Below are 16153 nucleotides of genomic sequence, written 5' to 3'. Positions count from 1 at the left end.
CTTCTTTTCTTCCAACGAGCCAGACCATGATAGATATCCTGCTGCGCAGCACATCCGACGGCATCGTGACGCTGACGCTGAACCGGCCCGAGCAGCGCAACCCCGTCTCCGATCCGGCGATGATCGACGCGCTGTGCGATGCGATCGAAGCCGCCGATGCGGACCTGTCTGCGCGCGTCGTGATCCTGACAGGCGCCGGCTCGGCGTTTTCGACCGGCGGCAATATCCATTCGATGCAGCCGGGCGGCGGCCTCGTCGACGCCCGTCCGATCCAGACCCGGCAGAACTACCGCCGCGGCATCCAGCGGCTCCCGCTGCTGTTCGAACAGATCGAAATCCCTGTCGTCGCCGCCGTCAACGGCCCGGCGATCGGCGCCGGATGCGACCTCGCATGCATGTGCGACATCCGCATCGCGGGCGAGAGCGCACGCTTCGCGGAGAGCTTCGTCAAGCTCGGCATCGTGCCGGGCGATGGCGGTGCGTGGCTGCTGCCGCGCGTGATCGGTTTTTCGAAAGCCTGCGAACTGGCCTTCACCGGCGACATCATCGATGCTCGTGACGCGCTGGCCTGCGGGCTGGTTTCGCAAGTCGTCGGCGACGCCGAGCTGATGGCCGCAGCGAGAGCCGTTGCCGGCCGCATCGCGGCGAATCCGCCCCACGCGGTGCGCATGACCAAGCGGCTGATGCGCGAGGCACGCACGGCGACGCTGTCGACGATCCTCGAGCTTTCGGCCGCGGCGCAGGCGCTATCGCACACCACGCCCGACCACGCCGAAGCCGTCGCCGCCTTCCTCGCCAAGCGTGCGCCGCAGTTCGGGCGAGGCTAAATGCGCGGTTCACTGCAGCTATTCCTTTCGGAACGACCATCCCATGACCCGTCAGAGCCTGTCTTCTCCGCTCACAATCCGCACGCTCACGGTCCCCAATCGCGTTGCGATGTCACCGATGACCCGGGGCTTCTGTCCTGACGGCGCGCCCACTGAGGAGGTGGCGAAGTACTACTCGCGCCGTGCGGCGGGCGGCTGTGGCCTCATCATCACCGAGGCGGTTGGGATCGATCATCCGTCGGCGCTCGGCGACGCCGGTCTTGGCGAAGACAACATTCCGGTGCTGCATGGGGACGCGCCGGTTGCGGGCTGGCGGCGCGTCGTCGAGACGGTGCATGCGGCTGGCGGTCGAATCGTGCCGCAGCTGTGGCACCAGGGGGCGCTGCGGCTGGCCGGTACCGGGCCGAATCCCGAGGCGCGGACACTGAGTCCGTCAGGCGTCTGGGGGCCGCTTGGGCGCATGACCTCGCTGGCCGCGGGGAAGGTCCCTGCAGATCGGCGCATCGGCGAGCCGATGCGCGAGTCCGAGATCGACGAAGTCATCGAGGCCTACGTGCGCTCCGCCCGTAACGCCACGCTCGCGGGCTTCGACGGCGTCGCCATCCACGGGGCGCACGGCTACCTGATCGACACCTTCCTGTGGGACGAAACCAACGTGCGCAACGACCGCTGGGGTGGCGATCACGCGCAGCGCACGGCGTTCGCGGTGGAAGTCGTGCGCCGCATCCGGCAGGCGATCGGGCCCCTCGTGCCGATCTTCTTCCGCTTCTCGCAGTGGAAACAGCAGGACTTCCGTGCCCAGCTCGCAACGACGCCGCAGGAACTGGAACAGGTGCTCGGCCCGCTGGCCGACGCCGGCGTGGACGTGTTCGATGCGAGCGTGCGCTACTTCGACAAGGCCGCCTATCCGGATTCCGACCTCAGCCTCGCAGGCTGGGCGAAGAAGGTGACAGGCAAGCTGTCGATGGCGGTCGGAGGCGTCGGGATCAACAAGGGGATGTACGACGGAGACAAGGGCGTCGCTGCCGTCGATAACGTGGAGCGGGTGGTGAGCCGTCTCATGCACGGCGAATTCGATCTTGTCGCGGTGGGTCGCGCAGTACTCGGCGACGCAGAATGGGCGCGCAAGGCGATCGCTGGCGAGGCTGCAGTGCCGTTCGATCCGAACACGCTGAGCCAGCTCGCCTGACCCGTCGCATCGGTGAGCCACGGTCTGGATGAAGCCTGCGCAAGGGGATGCATTCGGCGAGCTGGACGCGCAAATCCGAGCGGCAGGCGGATTGATGCAGCACTCGATTGCTGTGTGAGGCATGTTTGATTGCGCCTGTGTGCGGCGTGCCGGAGCCTGTTGCACATTAGACTCGCCGGTACGCAACAATGATCAGGGGACGCTTGTGGGCAATGACAGTAGGACTGCTGAGCGATTGCTAGATCGACTGCGGTGGCGAGTGGTACTCGTGTGCGTCGTTGCGCAGAACTGCGCCATGGGTCTTGCATTCGGCTCGTTCGGGCCGTTGCTCGCGAGTACCGAGCAGCACTTCGGCGTGCCGCGCGCCGCTGCCGCCACCGGCATGAGCATGATCACGCTGGCCATCGGCGGCCTCTCGCCGTTCCTCGGCGGCATGCAGCAACGCGTGTCCGTGCGCACCGGCATGGCGCTCGGCGCGCTGCTCAGCGCTATCGGTTACTGGGGGCTGGCCTTCACCGGTTCGTTCCATGTCGCGCTCGCGATGTTCGGCCTGATCGGCGTCGGTGTCTGCCTGACGGCGATCCTCGGGCCGCTGATCCTGGTTAGCCGCTGGTTCGAGTCGAAGCGGGGCAAGGTGCTCGGCATCGTCAACCTGCCAATCCTGCTGTTCCTCACGCCCTACATCGTCGCCGAGACGCTGCCGCGCTACGGCCGTTGTGTGTTGCTGAGCGCGATGGGCACGATCTGCGCCGCGCTCGTGGCGGTGTTGATGCTGCTGGTCGAGCACCCGCCTGCGTCGGCGCGCGCAGCGGATGTTGCGGCGGCGCAGGGAGAGGAGGCCGCGCCGATCATGAAACGGCCGGCGTTCTGGCTGCTGTCGCTCGGCATCGGAATCGTGGCCGGCGCAGGCACCGGCTTCGTCGTGCACATCGTGCCGTTCGGCGTGAGCAGGCAAATGTCGCTGCAGTCGGCCTCGGCGCTGCTGTCCGTTTATGCCGGCGCGGGTGTCGGCGGCACGGCGCTGTTCGGCTGGATCTGCGACCGCATCGGCCCGCCGGCCGCACTGGTGGTCAGCACCTTTTGCCAGGCACTGTTGTGGTGGAGCTTCCTGTATGTCGACGGCACCGCCTTGTATGTGCTCGCTGCGCTGCTCGGCATCTGCGTGGTGCCGCTGGTCACGCTGCACGGAGCCGCGATCAGCCAGATGTTCGACACGGCCAGCGTGAGCCGCGCGATGGGATACAGCTACTCGATCAAGCTGCCGTTCATCTTCGGGTTCGCGCCGGCGCTCGGGTTGATGTTCGACCGCTTTGGCCACTACGACGTGCCGTTTCTGATCACGGCCGCACTGCTTGCGGTGGCGGGCCTCTTCTTCTACGTGATGCTGTTGACGCTGCATCGGCGGAAATCCTCCCTCGCCGTGGTCGCCGCCTCCTGAGCTGCGCGTCATCGTGCACGAGATCCCTTGCATTCGGAGCATTGATTGAATGGATGACATCACCCGTAAGGTCCTCGTTTCCACCCAGGCGTTCCTCGAACGCCTCACGCACTTGGAAGCGTTGACAGCCGACCAACTGACCGAAGCTCACATGGCCGTAACGGCGATCGGTTACCAGTTGGCTCAGGCTGCCTACGATGCGCCATTGCTGGCAGAGCTGCGCCGTGACGAGCGCGCGTTGTCCGGAGAACTGAGTGCGTTACTCGGCAAGTCGGCACCCGCCGCAGTCACGCGCCGGTCGCTGCCGCATTGGTCCGAGGGAGTCGGCGCCGAACTGACGGCGGTATTGCAGGGCGGGCAGTGCGAGACCGGCGGGCGCAAGCTCGATGCGCAGACGGAGGCTTTGGTCGCGCGGCGCCTGCGCGATTTTCTAGTTTCGTACCACGAACACGCGGACCCCACGATCGGCTCCGGTGCGCGGAACGCGTACCAGGGAGGCCGGGGCGACCGGCGGGAAGACAAGTCGGGCAGCGGTGCGATCTACATCACCGCCGAGCCTCTGCAGGATTACTTGCGTGCGCGCCTCCCCGAACATGGGGCGACCGCCGTGCTCGAGGTTCAGCGGCTGATGGGCGGCTTCTCGAAGGAAACCTACATCGTCCGGCTCGATGCAGGCGGCGAACAGACGATCGTGATTCGCAAGGATGGCTACGGCCTGCCCACCGGATCCAGCGTGGTATCGGAATTCGCCGTGCTGCAAGAGGTGCATGCGGCCGGCGTGCCGACGCCGCAACCATTGTGGCTGGAGCCCGACGTGGCGCATTTTGGCGGTGCGTTCATGGCAGTCGGCTTCGCCAAGGGCGAGCCGGCGCACCTGGCGGTGCCGACGGATCCTGCGACCCGGCTGAAGTGGGCCCGGAGCCTGGCCGGCGCGCTTGCATTGCTGCACCGCTCGACAGTGCGCAAGGATGCCGACGTGCGGGAAGTGCTGCGCGCCGATATCGCCGAGCTGCAACAGCGGGTGGAGGAGCGGGAACGGCATCCGCACCCGGGCATTGCCCTGGGCCTCGCCTGGCTCGTCGATCACCTCGAGGATCTGGGGGGCCGCCCAGCCTGCCGTGTGCACGGCGATGCGGGCTATCACAACATGTTGATGCGGAACGATCAGTTGCTCGCGCTGCTGGACTGGGAGTTCAGCCATCACAGCGACCCGATGGAAGACCTGGTCTACATCAAGCCGTTCATCGATCAGATCGAGGCGTGGCCCCAGTTTACCGAGGTCTACGAGGCCGAGTCCGGTTTCCGCTTCGAGGCGAAGGCGGCGCGCTTCTTCGATGTCTGGAAGAGCGCCCGCAACATGGTGGCCTGCATGGGCTCGCTGAACTCGCTGCTGCTGCCGGGCGTGAAGGACGTGCCGCTGTCAGTCGCCGGAACCGTCTACATCCCCAAGTTTGAGATCGAAACGCTGAACTCGATTATCCAAGGAGCCGCATCGAATGTCTGAATCGACCGAAACCATCGCCTGGACGAAGAGCCAAAAAGGCTTCGGCACGCCCACCGAGCGCGACGACTTCTATCACGGCCGTACGCTTCCCGAAAAGCATCCCGAGATGACGGAGACGTGGTACTGGGCCTTCTATGAGCCCGAGTCGCGGATGCATGGGTTCATCCATATCTGGACTCACCCGAACTTGCACTTGTGCACAGGCGGCATTTTCGTGCACTTCGGGCACAAGCGGGAACAACTCGCGGCCGAGGTGTTCGACTTCCGCAACTTCAACACCGACGAAATTTTCGACGGCGCAGGCAACATCCGCCTGCCGAACGGACTGACGGTGACCTTCGAGAAGCCGATGGAGCGTATGCGCATCCGGTACGAGAACGCGGCCCGCCGCTTCAAGCTCGATATGGTGCAGGAGGCCGTGCAGCCCGCGATCGTGCGGGCCAACAACCAGCACTTCGAGCAGACCATGCGGGCCGTCGGTTCGGCCGTGCATGACGGCAGAGAGTACCGCTTCGATAACCTGACGATCCGCGATCGCTCCTGGGGCGAGCGCCGCCCCGAGGACGGCCATCCGATCCCGCCGTACACCTGGATGAACTGTGCCTTCTCGAAGGATTTCGCGTTCACGATCGCCGGCTTCGACGATCCGCAGCGCAACCCGAACTGGGCTGGCCTCTACGAGCTGCCGCGGGACGCGCTCGTCAGCGACGCCTGGATCTACGACCATGGCAGACAGCTGCGGTTGAAGACGATGTCCAAGCTCACCGAGCGGGCGGAAGACGGCTTGCGCCCGGTGCGTAGCATCATTGACTGCGAGACCGAGGAAGGCACTCGCTACCGTTTCATCGGCGAGGTGACGGCCAGCAATCCCTGGCACTGCTGGCAGAACGCGCTGTGCCATTGCGGACTGACGAAATGGACCTCGCCCCAGTTCGATGAAATCGGCTGGGGAGAGACGCAGGAAGTGCAGTGGAACGACTTCGTCGCGCGCGTCTGCCAGCCGGTCTGACCCACTCGGCGTGCTGCCAACAATGCTGCCCAGCACGAATCGGGACACAGGTTTCGTAGGGGGACGACGATGAGGCGGCCCAGCAGAAGAATATGCGGGCTGGCTGTGAGCGTGGATATTGGTGGGACTCGGTGTTTATTTGCGCGCGCAGGCGGACGTCGACCTCGAGGGGCGGTGGGAGGTGCCGCTTGCAATGTCTGCCTCGGTCGATCGCGCTCGATGCGAGCAGAACTGCCTGTTCATCGATCGCAGTCACGTCGGCTTCGAAGCATTGAGCAACAAATACGCGAGAAAAGCGTACGCAGGAGGAGCAGTCGGCCAGATGTTGAAATCACTCCCGGCATCGGCCAATAATCGTCCGGATGTCATCGTCAATCCAGACAAACCGACCCTTGTACACTGCCATATCCTACGACAGCAACAACGCGTTCGCAAAGATCCTCCGCGGCGATCTGCCGTGCGTCAAAGTGGCGGAGGACGACGCCACGTGCGCCATCATGGGCCTGATGCCGCAAGCCGACGGACATGTACTGGTCATTCCCAAGGAGCCCGTTGCACAAATCTTCGAGTTATCGGGCGCGTCGGCGATAGCGTGCATGCGCATGACGCAACGGATTGCGATTGCCGTGCGCGACGCGCTACAGGCGGACGGCGTGTTCATCGGCCAGTTCAACGGCAGCGCGGCAGGCCAGACGGTGGCCCACGTGCACTTCCATGTGATCCCACGCTGGGAGGGCGTTGCGTTGAGCCTGCATGCGCGCGAGATCGCCGACGTCGCCACGCTCGAAGCGTTCGCTCAGCGCATCCGCGAGCGGCTTGTGTAACGGAGTGCATTGCACTGAGAAGTCGTGTCCGGCCGGTTCTGTTGCAATAAGGCGGTCCGCTATGATGTGCGGAACAGCCCCATCAGCAACCGTACTTCGAGTCAGGGCGTTGCAGCGTTAACCCATGCTGCCCCTTGTACGCAGCCACAGTCGGTTGCGACCATCCTTCGAGCAATTGCGGCGCGAGCCGATAGTTTTCGACGCCAAGCGGCCGACACACCTCGAGTGGATCACGCGCATCGGGGCCCCACATCGGCAGCGAGAGATCACCGCCCGGGTATGTCGACAACGCACACAGCAGATCGATCTCGGCAAAGAACTCCAGATAATCCCCTTCTTTGCGGGACACGCCTTCATGAAGTACTTGTCATCGAGATTCAACCCTGTGCACTGGAACACGTTGAGTACATCGTGTACGTCGTACTCGGTCAGGCCATACGGCGCGATGGCGCGCGTCAGATTCGAATGGCAATGAAAGTGGAAGTCTTCGCCCGTCAATATACGGTTCTCGCACTGCGATCACTACCCCGTGCACGTTACCGATCGACAATCCTGCTCAGATTGCACCGCACCCGTTGCAGCAACTCAATCAACTGTTTTGCCTCCACGTCAGTCAGACCGTCGAGCCCTTCTGCCGCGACTTCGTCGCCAACCTTGCGCGCCTTGCCGAGCGTGCGCTCGGCCTTCGCGGTTATCCGCACTTGCCGTTCGCGGCGATCGTCGGGATTATCGAAACGCTCGATCCAGCCGCCTTCCTCCATCCGGTCCAGTAACCGCCCGGCCGAAATCGGCGCCACGTCCAGCAAGTCGGCGAGCCGCGCCTGATTCACCTCGCCGTAATGCGCCAGATAAGCTAGCGCGCGGCATTGCGCACGCGTGAGATCGACCGACGACTTCGCGAGATCGTCGAAGCGCTTGCCGCACAGGCGGCCGACGTCGGAGATCAAGAAGCCGAAGCGTTCTTCAATGTGGGTATCCATCGCGTGATTATACGAAAGCATTTGGCGAGAACGGACATCGGCCGTACGTCCTGAACATCGCGCACACGCGGACCTTCCCTCGTTCGCGACGACCCCGAAAATTTTGGGTTTGCTGTCGCGGTCATCGAATATATAATAAGCCTGCTTATTATTTAAGGCCACTCCACCCGCATGTCCCCCGAATCGCCGTCAGGGAGCGCTACCGTGCCGCTCAACCGGCCCATGATCACCATTTCGATCATGCTCGCCACCCTGATCCAGACGCTAGACAGCACGATCGCCAACGTGGCGCTGCCGCATATGCAGGGCAGCCTGTCGGCTTCGCAGGACGAAATCACGTGGGTGTTGACCTCATATATCGTGGCCGCCGCGATCGCGACGCCGTTGACCGGCTGGCTCTCGGACCGGCTGAGCGTCAAGCGCCTGCTGGCGCTCTCGATTGCGGGCTTCACGGTTGCCTCCGCGCTGTGCGGACTGTCCGAAACGCTGCCGCAGATCGTGGGATCGCGCCTGCTGCAGGGTATTTTTGGGGCATCGCTGGTGCCGCTGTCGCAATCGATCCTGCTCGACATCAATCCCCGCGAAAAGCAGGGTCAGGCTATGGCGGTGTGGGGCATGGGCGTGATGGTCGGGCCGGTTCTCGGCCCGACACTCGGCGGATGGCTCACCGACAGCTACAACTGGCGCTGGGTATTCTTTATCAACGTGCCGATCGGCGCGTTTGCGCTCTTCGGCGTGCTGACGTTCCTCCCGGCCAGGCCTACGCGGCATGATGCGAAGTTTGACCTGTTCGGCTTCGCGACGTTGAGTCTCGCGATCGGCGCACTCCAGGCGATGCTAGATCGCGGTGAGCAGCTTGACTGGTTCGGCTCGCATGAGATCGTCATCGAGGCGCTCGCCGCCGCGATCAGCTTCGCCTTCTTTCTGGCGCATACGGCGACGGCAGGAAAGACCTCGTTCTTCAGGTATGAACTGTTGAAGGATCGCAACTTCGCCACCGGCATCTTCTTCATCTTCGTGATTGGCGCCGTGATGTATGCAACCCGAGCCCTGCTGCCGCCGATGCTGCAGAACCTGATGAACTATCCGGTCGCGACGACCGGACTCGTCACCGCGCCGAGCGGCGCCGGCACGATGGTCGCCATGCTGTTAGCCGGTCGTCTACTCAAGCGGCTCGATGCGCGCCTGATCCTCCTCGCGGGCTTCTTGATCTCCGCGTTCGCGCTATGGCAGATGATGCACTACACAATCGTGCTGGCAGAATCCGATATCGTCTGGCCGGGCGTGGTCCAAGGCTTCGGTCTCGGTCTCGTGTTCGTGCCGTTGAGCACGCTGACCTTTTCGACGTTGACACCCGCGTTGCGCGCTGACGGCACGGCAACCTACAGTCTGATGCGCAATATCGGCAGCAGTATCGGCATTTCGATCGTGCAGACGCTGATGACGCGTGGCACCCAGATCGCGCACGCGGACCTGGCGGCGAACGTCAACCCGTTCAATCCTGCGATGCAGCCGATGCTCGCCAACGGATCGCACTACGACATCGCCGTGCTGAACCAGTCGATTACGCAGCAGGCTTCGATGATTGCGTATCTGAACGACTTCAAGCTGATGTTCGTTGCGACTCTGCTCGTCATTCCGCTCGTGCTGCTGATCCGGCCGGCAAGGAAGGTCGACGGCGAAACGCTCGCGCACGCCGTGATGGATTGACCTGCCGTGGCGGCCCGCGCTTCGCTTAATCTACTCAAATTCCTCGCCAACGACCTTCAGGGCGGCATGGTGCTGGTCGGCACCCGCGATGCAGTTATCGCCCTGCAAACCGACGCGCGGATGGTGAGCCGGTTCACGCCGTTCGAAGTGCCGCGCTGGCGCGAGAGCGAAGCATTCCGGCGCTTGCTGGCGGCCTCCGAGCGAATCCTGCCACTGCGCCTTCCGTCCGACCTGGCGCAGCGTGAGATCGCGCAGCATGTCCTTGCCGTAAGCGGCGGCCTAACAGGAGAAATTTCCAGGATCTTAAACGCTGCAGCTGAATTGGCAATCGGCAGAGCGCACGAATCTATCACGCTTGAGCATTTGAAAGATGTCGCTTCAACAAGCATGCGATAACCTGCAGCCCTTGCCTTACGCGCCGCGCCCATTCGAGGATGAGGCATTCGGGAGTTGGTTCGGCCGTGTAGTGAGTCCTACCGGATGACGGTCGAACTGGCGTGGGAACGATTCTGCGCTACACAAGCTGGGTTGTAGCCACGATGAGCCGATGCGCCCGGGAAGCTGAAAAGAAATTCAGGCTTGCTGCAAGCCGAGAGTCAAGGCGTGGCCACCACGCGTACCGAGCTCAATTGCAAAAGCTCGTGCGATCGATTGGGATCTTTTTGATGCGGCGGACATGGATAAGATTTGGGGCGTGGAAATCGACCCGGGAGATGCCGAGATTGCTGGCTAATGGTTCGATGTCGGCGGATTCAAAGGGCGCCTTTACAACTCTCGCAACCCGATTGCTGTGCATCGCTTCGGTCTTGAGCTCTTCCCTCGTCGCCCGTCGGCTCATCCTTGTTCGCTAGGATGAGCCTCAACATGCTCTTGAGAAAGCCGACTTCCTCGGGCGTGAAGCCTGCACGCGCCTTGTCCAGCACGCTGCTCAAGATGGCCGGCATACGTGCCGCTATGGCATAGGGGGGTCAATTCTGTGTGGACATCAACACGCAGGTAACGCGCGAGATGGAACTCGACGAACCGCGCTGGATGAAGACGCAATTCGAGTCGATCGTGGGCCGGTTCGATGACGCGATGGATTCGACAAGTGCTGTCCGACGCGATGCGTTATCGACAGTATCCAAGCCGGACTCACCGATTGCAATCGCGGGTGGCGACACGCCACAGACGCATACCGGCAGGTCTTGCGTGCTCTTTCGTCAGCGTTGCCGAAGCTACTCCAGGTGGCGCCGGGGTAAGAGGAGAGCGAGATGGAGTCTGGTGAGAAGTGCTTGTGATCGTTGGTCGGCAAGTGGTTTGGGCCTGCTGCGGTGGTGACGGTGCGCGTGATGGCGTTCAGTCGCACACCATCGGATCGCAGGCGCTCCGTGCGCATCGGCGCGGTGCGGCCGGACGGATATTTGGCCATCGTTTTCTTCCGTCACGATGACGGTTCGTGGAACGTGTTCCCCGCAAACGCGAGCACGCCGGCGATGCGGGCGTATCAGCTTACGGCGTGAGCGCCAGGTCGATAGACAGGCGATCTGGTAACGCTTTGAGGAGACCGCAATGAACATCATCGAGTTGGCGCGGGATGCTGGAATGCTGGTCGTGCTTGATGGCAGGATTGGCGGCACTGAGTACCGAAGTGTCCATGGGACCCTGGATGCGTTTCAGCGTTTTGTTCGCGCGTTGGAATCCGCATTGGTGAACGGGGGCGAGTCAGATGGGCCTCGACGTCGGAGCAGTCTATGTGCGGACTCGGACCCGGGCAAGTCGGCCCTTTCGGCTAGTTCGCGATAAAGGCCGGTTGTCTACCGTTGCGGTGTCGATAGATTTGTCGATTCCGTTGCGCAAGACGGACATCAATGAAGTCGCTGAGTGGGCAGCAATGCTCCATCGCAGACTCGTGATGGAATCCGGCACATGTCGCCGCGCGCGTTGGGATGCCGTGCGGGAGGTAATCAGCTAATGAGGCTGATTTGCTGCGGATTGCGTCTTTTTTTACTGCCGCCCCTAATTCAGGACATGCTGGTGCCGGATCGTGTTTTTTCGCACCGGCGAGCAAGCTCGATTGAGTCGAGAGACTAATGAAGGTTTCTGCCATCTACACTTCGAAATCTCAGGACAACCGGTCGGAAGCAGACAATATTCGATGCCTATGACCCGCACCCTGTGCCCGATTGCGTTCTCCGTCGCGGAGCGCTGAGAGTCGTGAATAGCGACCTGAACAAGGTATGTCGATCTGACATCCCGGTCTAGAGGGGCCAATGCGTCAGAATCGGAAAGCTGCGTGGCAGGCGTAGCGGGCAACTGCAGAAACAGCGAATGCTCGATTCGGTTCAGTGCCGGTGGGCCGCAATGCGCGATCTGGCGCTCGCGCATTGAGCATGCCGCGCAACCGAGGCGCGCGACGCGCGGGTGCAGCTCAGACCACCGCTGCACCAACGTAGTTTTCCGCCATCGCGGTCGCTGCCGCGCGCGACGTCGTCACGTGCTCGAGCTCCGAGACCTGCAATCGCTGCTCGAACGGCGACGCATCATCGAGGCGATGCATCATCCGCGTCATCCAATAAGAGAAGTGCTCGGCGCGCCAGATGCGTTTCAACGCCGTCTCGCTGTAAGCATCGAGGAGATCCGTGCGGTCTTCCCGATAAAAAGCCCGCAGCGCAGCCGCGAGGATACGCACGTCGGATACGGCCAGGTTGAGCCCCTTCGCACCGGTCGGCGGAACGATATGCGCGGCATCCCCCGCGAGGAACAGCCGCCCGTGCTGCATCGTCGTCGATACGAAGCTGCGCATGCCCACGATAGTCTTCTGGAAGATCCGGCCTTCGATCAGTCGCTGGCCGTCCGCCGAGTCGACGCGCGCATGCATCTCCGCCCAGATCCGGTCGTCCGACCAGTTGTCGACCGAGTCCTGCGGATCGCACTGGAAATACATCCGCTGCACGTTTGGCGAACGCGTGCTGACCAGCGCGAAGCCGCGTTCGTGGCGGGCGTAGATCAATTCGTCCGACGAGGGCGGCGCCTCGACGAGAATGCCGAACCAGCCGAACGGGAACACGCGCTCATAGTCGTTGCGCCGCGCGGCGGGGATCGTTGCGCGCGACACGCCCTGTGAGCCGTCGCAACCGATCACGAAGTCGCACATCAGCGTCTGTTCGACGCCGTCGTGAACGAAGCGGATCGACGGCGCTTCGGTATCGATATCCGCAATCGACACGTCCGACACGTTGAAGTAAAGCGAACCGCCTGCGGCGACGCGGGCGGCAACGAGATCCTTGAGGACTTCGTGCTGCGCGTAGACGGTGATTGACTTGCCGGTCAGCGCGGTGAGATCGATGCGGCGGCGCTTTCCTTCGAATGCCAGCTCGAAGCCGTGGTGCAGCGCGCCTTCCGCTTTCATCCGATCCCCGACGCCCGTTTCGGTCAACAGGTCCATCGTGCCTTGCTCGAGCACGCCCGCGCGAATCGTCGATTCGATTTGCTCGCGGCTGCGTGCTTCGAGCACCACCGACTCGATGCCTTGAAGATGGAGAAGATGGGAAAGCAGCAGGCCCGCTGGCCCTGCGCCGATGATGCCGACTTGCGTACGCATGAAGTGTCTCCTGAAGGGGTTGATTTCGCGCAAGTGTGCCGGTTACAACGTCTATTTCACAACCCGATGTCATGGATAAGGACTATCTCGGATTGAGATAGTGGTGCAATGCACGTTTTGTCCGGGTGAACGTCGTCTCTGTCCGTTGAGGGGAACGCGGCTCAGGCTCTAAATTGGCGTCACTAAACCCACCGGGGGCTTGCGAGAAACAAGGCTACCTCGCGCGCCACCCCGCCCGAGCATACCGCCAGCGGAGCGGTATGTTCGGGCGGCTCTAGAGGAGACACCGCCATGGCCCATCAGATAACCCTCCGTTTTGAGGACGGAGTGTCCCGCTTCATCGAGTGCGAGGAGGGCGAGCGCGTCACCGATGCCGCCATTCGCCACAAGATCAATATTCCACTCGATTGCCGTGATGGTGTGTGTGGCACCTGCAAAGCGGTCTGCGAGTCCGGCGAGTACGTGCTGGGCGACTGCGTGGAAGATGCGCTTAGCCCGGAGGAGGCGAGCTCCCGCAAGGTTCTCACCTGCCAGATGAGCCCACGTTCCGACTGCGTGATCCAGATCGCCACGAACTCCGATGTCTCGGGTACCGGCTTGTCCGCCCACAGGGGACGGATCGTCGCCTGCCAGCGAGCCTCGGACACCACGATAGTCTTCTCGGTCGATCTCGAGAACCGCGCAGATCTCACCTTCCTTCCTGGGCAGTATGTCAACATCCGGGTGCCCGACACCGATCAGACACGGTCCTACTCTTTCAGCTCGGGGCCGTCCGAGCCGCACTTGTCCTTCCTTGTGCGCAATGTGCGTCAAGGGGTAATGTCGACCTGGCTCTGCGAAAGCGCCAAAGTAGGGGACCCAATCGAGTTTCGCGGCCCGATGGGAAGCTTCTACCTGCGCCCCATCGAGCGGCCGGTGCTGTTCCTGGCGGGTGGCACGGGCCTCGCGCCGTTCCTCTCGATGCTGGACAAGATCGTCAAAGACGGCGGCAGCCCGTATCCGATCCACATGATCCTGGGTGTGAACAGCGATGAGGATCTGGTTGGCATCGACCGGCTCGAAACCTATGCGCAGCGCCTGCCGAACTTCACCTATGCCTGCACCGTCTCCAGCCCCGATAGTGCCCATCCCAACAAGGGCTATGTGACCCACCACATCAGCGCCTCCCAGCTCAACGGTGGCGATGCGGATGTCTACCTCTGCGGCCCGCCGCCGATGGTTGATGCGGTGCGCAACTTTCTCTCGTCCGAAGGGCTGGCACCGTGCAATTTCTATTACGAGAAGTTCGCCGGCACCGGCCTGGTGGTCCAGACCGGCGAGGAGCGCATCGCTCCTGTTGATGTCGATGAAGCCTTCGACCTGCGCATGGCTCTCGAACTGGGGGCGGCTCAGCTGACCATGGGCCGGCTGTCGAGCGAGCAATTGATCATCTTCCGCCAGCTCGCCGAGGCGACGGCGCAGTTCGTGTCCGGGCGGCGCTTTACCGACGTTCCGCGCTACATCGAGGCAAACCACGCCTTCCACATGTTCACGATCGAAGCTTCGGGGAACGCTCAGCTGATCGCGCTCTACCGGCATCTGGCCGTGCAGGACTACATCGCTCGCGCGCTGACCGACCAGATCGAGATTGTCGGCGATATCGTCCAGCAGCACCGGGACATTGTCGCCGCCTTCGAACTGGGCGACCTGAACGCGGCGCGCGACGTGATTGCGCTGCATGCGCTCCATTCCAAGGCCACGATGAGCCGGGCGCTGGAGCGTATGGCGATGGGCAAGACGGCACCCGTGGCTGCAGCGCCCCCCTCTCTCCCGTCTGCTGTGCCGCAGATCTGCCCATTCACGGCCAAGACCCTTCCGGCCTATTCACACGAACTGGACTGGCCCGAGGGGCTGGAGCCATTCAAGGTGGTCGATGACGGCTCGCAAGGTGACCCTTACGAGCACTACCGCTGGATGCGGGAGCACGCGCCGGTGCTGCGTTGCCAGTCGGCGACTTCGGACGTGTGGTTCCTCTCGCGCTATGACGATGTCTACCAGGCGATCCGCAACCCGAAGCTGTTTTCCTCCGAGGTCGTCAGCCCGCCACCGCTGACGTTCCTGACGCTGTTCGATGCGCCCGACCATTCGCGGTTACGCAAGGTCGTCCAGCCGTCCTTCCTGCCGCTCGCGCTCGATCCCTTTATCGAGCAGATCGCGCAAAGGGCGGAGGACCTGCTCGACGCGATGATTGCCAAAGGCGGCGGTGATGTCGTCAATGATTTCGCTATCCCGCTCAGCATCTCGACCATCTCCACGATGATCGACGTGCCGAACGAGGATGAGGAGAAGATGAAGTTCTGGTCGGACGAGACCTTTAGCTACTTCGGGCGCCTCGCCCGCAATGCGCCGGGGACCGGCACCGACGAGCAGAGCGCACAGGCTTTCTTCGCTTACCTGAAGCAAGCGCTGGAGCGGCTCGCTCGCACCGACAGCCAGTCGATCGGCGGACATATCGCGCGCATGTGGAAGGACGGGCTGCTTTCGGAAAAGGAAGCGAAGGAGCTGTGCGCCTTCGTCTTCATCGCCGGGCACGACACGACGACTATCCTTGTCGCCAACGCTTTTCGCATGTTCGCCGAACAGCCGAAGCTGCTGGGACGTATCCGCGAAACCCCCGCCGACGCTGACCGTTTCGTCGAAGAGGTGGCGCGCTACCGTGGTACCGTCCAGCGCGTGAGCCGCATCACCACCGAGGCGACCACCGTTGCGGGCGTTGATCTGCCCAAGGGCGCGGTGGTGCGATTGCTGCTGTCGGCTGCGAACCGCGACAGCCGCAAATTTGCCGAGGGCGAGACGTTCGACATCGACCGCGATTCCAGCGGCCATCTGGGTTTCGGCAACGGCATGCACAAATGCCTTGGCGCGCCGCTCGCCAAGCTGGAGACGCTAATCGCGACGAAGGCTCTGGCCCGCAAGGTTGGCGATATTGTGCTCGATCCGGCAAGGCCGATCCAGTATGTGCGGGGCAACAACCTGACCAACTCCGGGCCGGAGCACCTGTTCGTGAGGCTGGGTGGGTTATCGGCCTAACCCGGATGACGGGGGCGAGG

The 16153-nt window shown here is 62.9% G+C and carries 13 protein-coding genes and 2 pseudogenes; 9 read left to right on the top strand and 6 right to left on the bottom strand.

Features of this window, described 5'->3' with window-relative positions; translation table 11 throughout:
* Positions 1–26: 26 nt before the first annotated feature.
* The 6 genes from FAZ95_RS14885 to FAZ95_RS14860 all read left to right on the top strand — a co-directional run bounded on the left by FAZ95_RS14885 (position 27) and on the right by FAZ95_RS14860 (position 6791).
* The gene (locus FAZ95_RS14885) at positions 27–827 is read left to right on the top strand and encodes a crotonase/enoyl-CoA hydratase family protein (protein ID WP_137333159.1); all 801 of its coding nucleotides are present in this window, start codon (positions 27–29) and stop codon (positions 825–827) included.
* 43 nt (positions 828–870) lie between these two features.
* Positions 871–2016 (top strand): NADH:flavin oxidoreductase, encoded by a 1146-nt coding sequence (locus FAZ95_RS14880; RefSeq protein WP_137333158.1) that lies wholly within the window; start codon positions 871–873, stop codon positions 2014–2016.
* A gap of 295 nt (positions 2017–2311) precedes the next feature.
* The gene (locus tag FAZ95_RS14875) at positions 2312–3454 is read left to right on the top strand and encodes an MFS transporter (protein WP_254699712.1); all 1143 of its coding nucleotides are present in this window, start codon (positions 2312–2314) and stop codon (positions 3452–3454) included.
* Between the two features lie 49 nt (positions 3455–3503).
* Positions 3504–4958: a phosphotransferase family protein gene (locus FAZ95_RS14870; RefSeq protein ID WP_137333156.1), complete on the top strand. Its 1455-nt coding sequence runs from the start codon at positions 3504–3506 to the stop codon at positions 4956–4958.
* Positions 4951–5967 carry a DUF7064 domain-containing protein gene (locus FAZ95_RS14865; protein ID WP_137333155.1) on the top strand — a complete coding sequence of 339 codons (1017 nt, stop codon included), beginning with the start codon at positions 4951–4953 and terminating at the stop codon, positions 5965–5967. The genes FAZ95_RS14870 and FAZ95_RS14865 overlap by 8 nt, the downstream gene beginning before the upstream one ends.
* 404 nt (positions 5968–6371) lie before the next feature.
* Positions 6372–6791: an HIT family protein gene (locus FAZ95_RS14860; protein WP_137334561.1), complete on the top strand. Its 420-nt coding sequence runs from the start codon at positions 6372–6374 to the stop codon at positions 6789–6791.
* 82 nt (positions 6792–6873) lie between these two features.
* Here the strand turns inward: FAZ95_RS14860 and FAZ95_RS14855 are convergent.
* Together FAZ95_RS14855 and FAZ95_RS14850 are read right to left on the bottom strand one after the other, a co-directional pair.
* Positions 6874–7298: pseudogene (locus tag FAZ95_RS14855) on the bottom strand (urea carboxylase-associated family protein); the annotation flags it as partial.
* A gap of 29 nt (positions 7299–7327) precedes the next feature.
* Positions 7328–7771 (bottom strand): MarR family winged helix-turn-helix transcriptional regulator, encoded by a 444-nt coding sequence (locus FAZ95_RS14850; RefSeq protein ID WP_137334560.1) that lies wholly within the window; start codon positions 7769–7771, stop codon positions 7328–7330.
* Positions 7772–7993: 222 nt separating this feature from the next.
* On the opposite strand from FAZ95_RS14850, the gene FAZ95_RS14845 reads away from it, so the two are divergent.
* Entirely contained in the window at positions 7994–9481 is a 1488-nt protein-coding gene (locus tag FAZ95_RS14845) for a DHA2 family efflux MFS transporter permease subunit (RefSeq protein ID WP_437437702.1), read from the top strand.
* A gap of 6 nt (positions 9482–9487) precedes the next feature.
* Positions 9488–9877, top strand: a complete 390-nt coding sequence (locus FAZ95_RS14840) for a TniB family NTP-binding protein (RefSeq protein ID WP_254699711.1) — start codon at positions 9488–9490, stop codon at positions 9875–9877.
* A gap of 356 nt (positions 9878–10233) precedes the next feature.
* On the opposite strand, the pseudogene FAZ95_RS40065 reads toward FAZ95_RS14840, so the two are convergent.
* From FAZ95_RS40065 to FAZ95_RS14815, 4 genes and pseudogenes are all read right to left on the bottom strand, one after another.
* A pseudogene (locus FAZ95_RS40065) lies at positions 10234–10440 on the bottom strand (hypothetical protein); the annotation flags it as partial.
* A gap of 532 nt (positions 10441–10972) precedes the next feature.
* Positions 10973–11119 carry a hypothetical protein gene (locus tag FAZ95_RS39345; RefSeq protein ID WP_175425613.1) on the bottom strand — a complete coding sequence of 49 codons (147 nt, stop codon included), beginning with the start codon at positions 11117–11119 and terminating at the stop codon, positions 10973–10975.
* Between the two features lie 133 nt (positions 11120–11252).
* Complete coding sequence (locus FAZ95_RS14820; RefSeq protein ID WP_137333152.1) at positions 11253–11570, bottom strand: hypothetical protein; 318 nt, start codon at positions 11568–11570, stop codon at positions 11253–11255.
* Between the two features lie 321 nt (positions 11571–11891).
* On the bottom strand, positions 11892–13064 hold the full coding sequence (locus FAZ95_RS14815) for a 4-hydroxybenzoate 3-monooxygenase (protein ID WP_137333151.1): 1173 nt from the start codon (positions 13062–13064) through the stop codon (positions 11892–11894).
* 291 nt (positions 13065–13355) lie between these two features.
* On the opposite strand from FAZ95_RS14815, the gene benC reads away from it, so the two are divergent.
* Complete coding sequence (benC, locus tag FAZ95_RS14810) at positions 13356–16133, top strand: benzoate 1,2-dioxygenase electron transfer component BenC (RefSeq protein ID WP_137333150.1); 2778 nt, start codon at positions 13356–13358, stop codon at positions 16131–16133.
* Positions 16134–16153: the final 20 nt, after the last annotated feature.

The sequence above is a fragment of the Trinickia violacea genome, from assembly GCF_005280735.1.
Taxonomy (GTDB): Bacteria; Pseudomonadota; Gammaproteobacteria; order Burkholderiales; family Burkholderiaceae; genus Trinickia_A; species Trinickia_A violacea.
Note: the sequence above shows the minus strand (reverse complement) of the source record. Positions and strands in the feature narration are given on the sequence as shown.

Bases quoted from the DNA above. Each gene is read 5' to 3' on its own strand.
- FAZ95_RS14815 (WP_137333151.1), bottom strand. From the start codon at position 13,064: ATGCGTACGCAAGTCGGCATCATCGGCGCAGGGCCAGCGGGCCTGCTG.
- FAZ95_RS14870 (WP_137333156.1), top strand. From the start codon at position 3,504: ATGGATGACATCACCCGTAAGGTCCTCGTTTCCACCCAGGCGTTCCTC.
- FAZ95_RS14875 (WP_254699712.1), top strand. From the start codon at position 2,312: ATGGGTCTTGCATTCGGCTCGTTCGGGCCGTTGCTCGCGAGTACCGAG.
- FAZ95_RS14850 (WP_137334560.1), bottom strand. From the start codon at position 7,771: ATGGATACCCACATTGAAGAACGCTTCGGCTTCTTGATCTCCGACGTC.
- FAZ95_RS14820 (WP_137333152.1), bottom strand. From the start codon at position 11,570: ATGGCAGAAACCTTCATTAGTCTCTCGACTCAATCGAGCTTGCTCGCC.
- FAZ95_RS14880 (WP_137333158.1), top strand. From the start codon at position 871: ATGACCCGTCAGAGCCTGTCTTCTCCGCTCACAATCCGCACGCTCACG.
- benC (WP_137333150.1), top strand. From the start codon at position 13,356: ATGGCCCATCAGATAACCCTCCGTTTTGAGGACGGAGTGTCCCGCTTC.
- FAZ95_RS14885 (WP_137333159.1), top strand. From the start codon at position 27: ATGATAGATATCCTGCTGCGCAGCACATCCGACGGCATCGTGACGCTG.
- FAZ95_RS14845 (WP_437437702.1), top strand. From the start codon at position 7,994: ATGATCACCATTTCGATCATGCTCGCCACCCTGATCCAGACGCTAGAC.
- FAZ95_RS39345 (WP_175425613.1), bottom strand. From the start codon at position 11,119: ATGGACACTTCGGTACTCAGTGCCGCCAATCCTGCCATCAAGCACGAC.
- FAZ95_RS14865 (WP_137333155.1), top strand. From the start codon at position 4,951: ATGTCTGAATCGACCGAAACCATCGCCTGGACGAAGAGCCAAAAAGGC.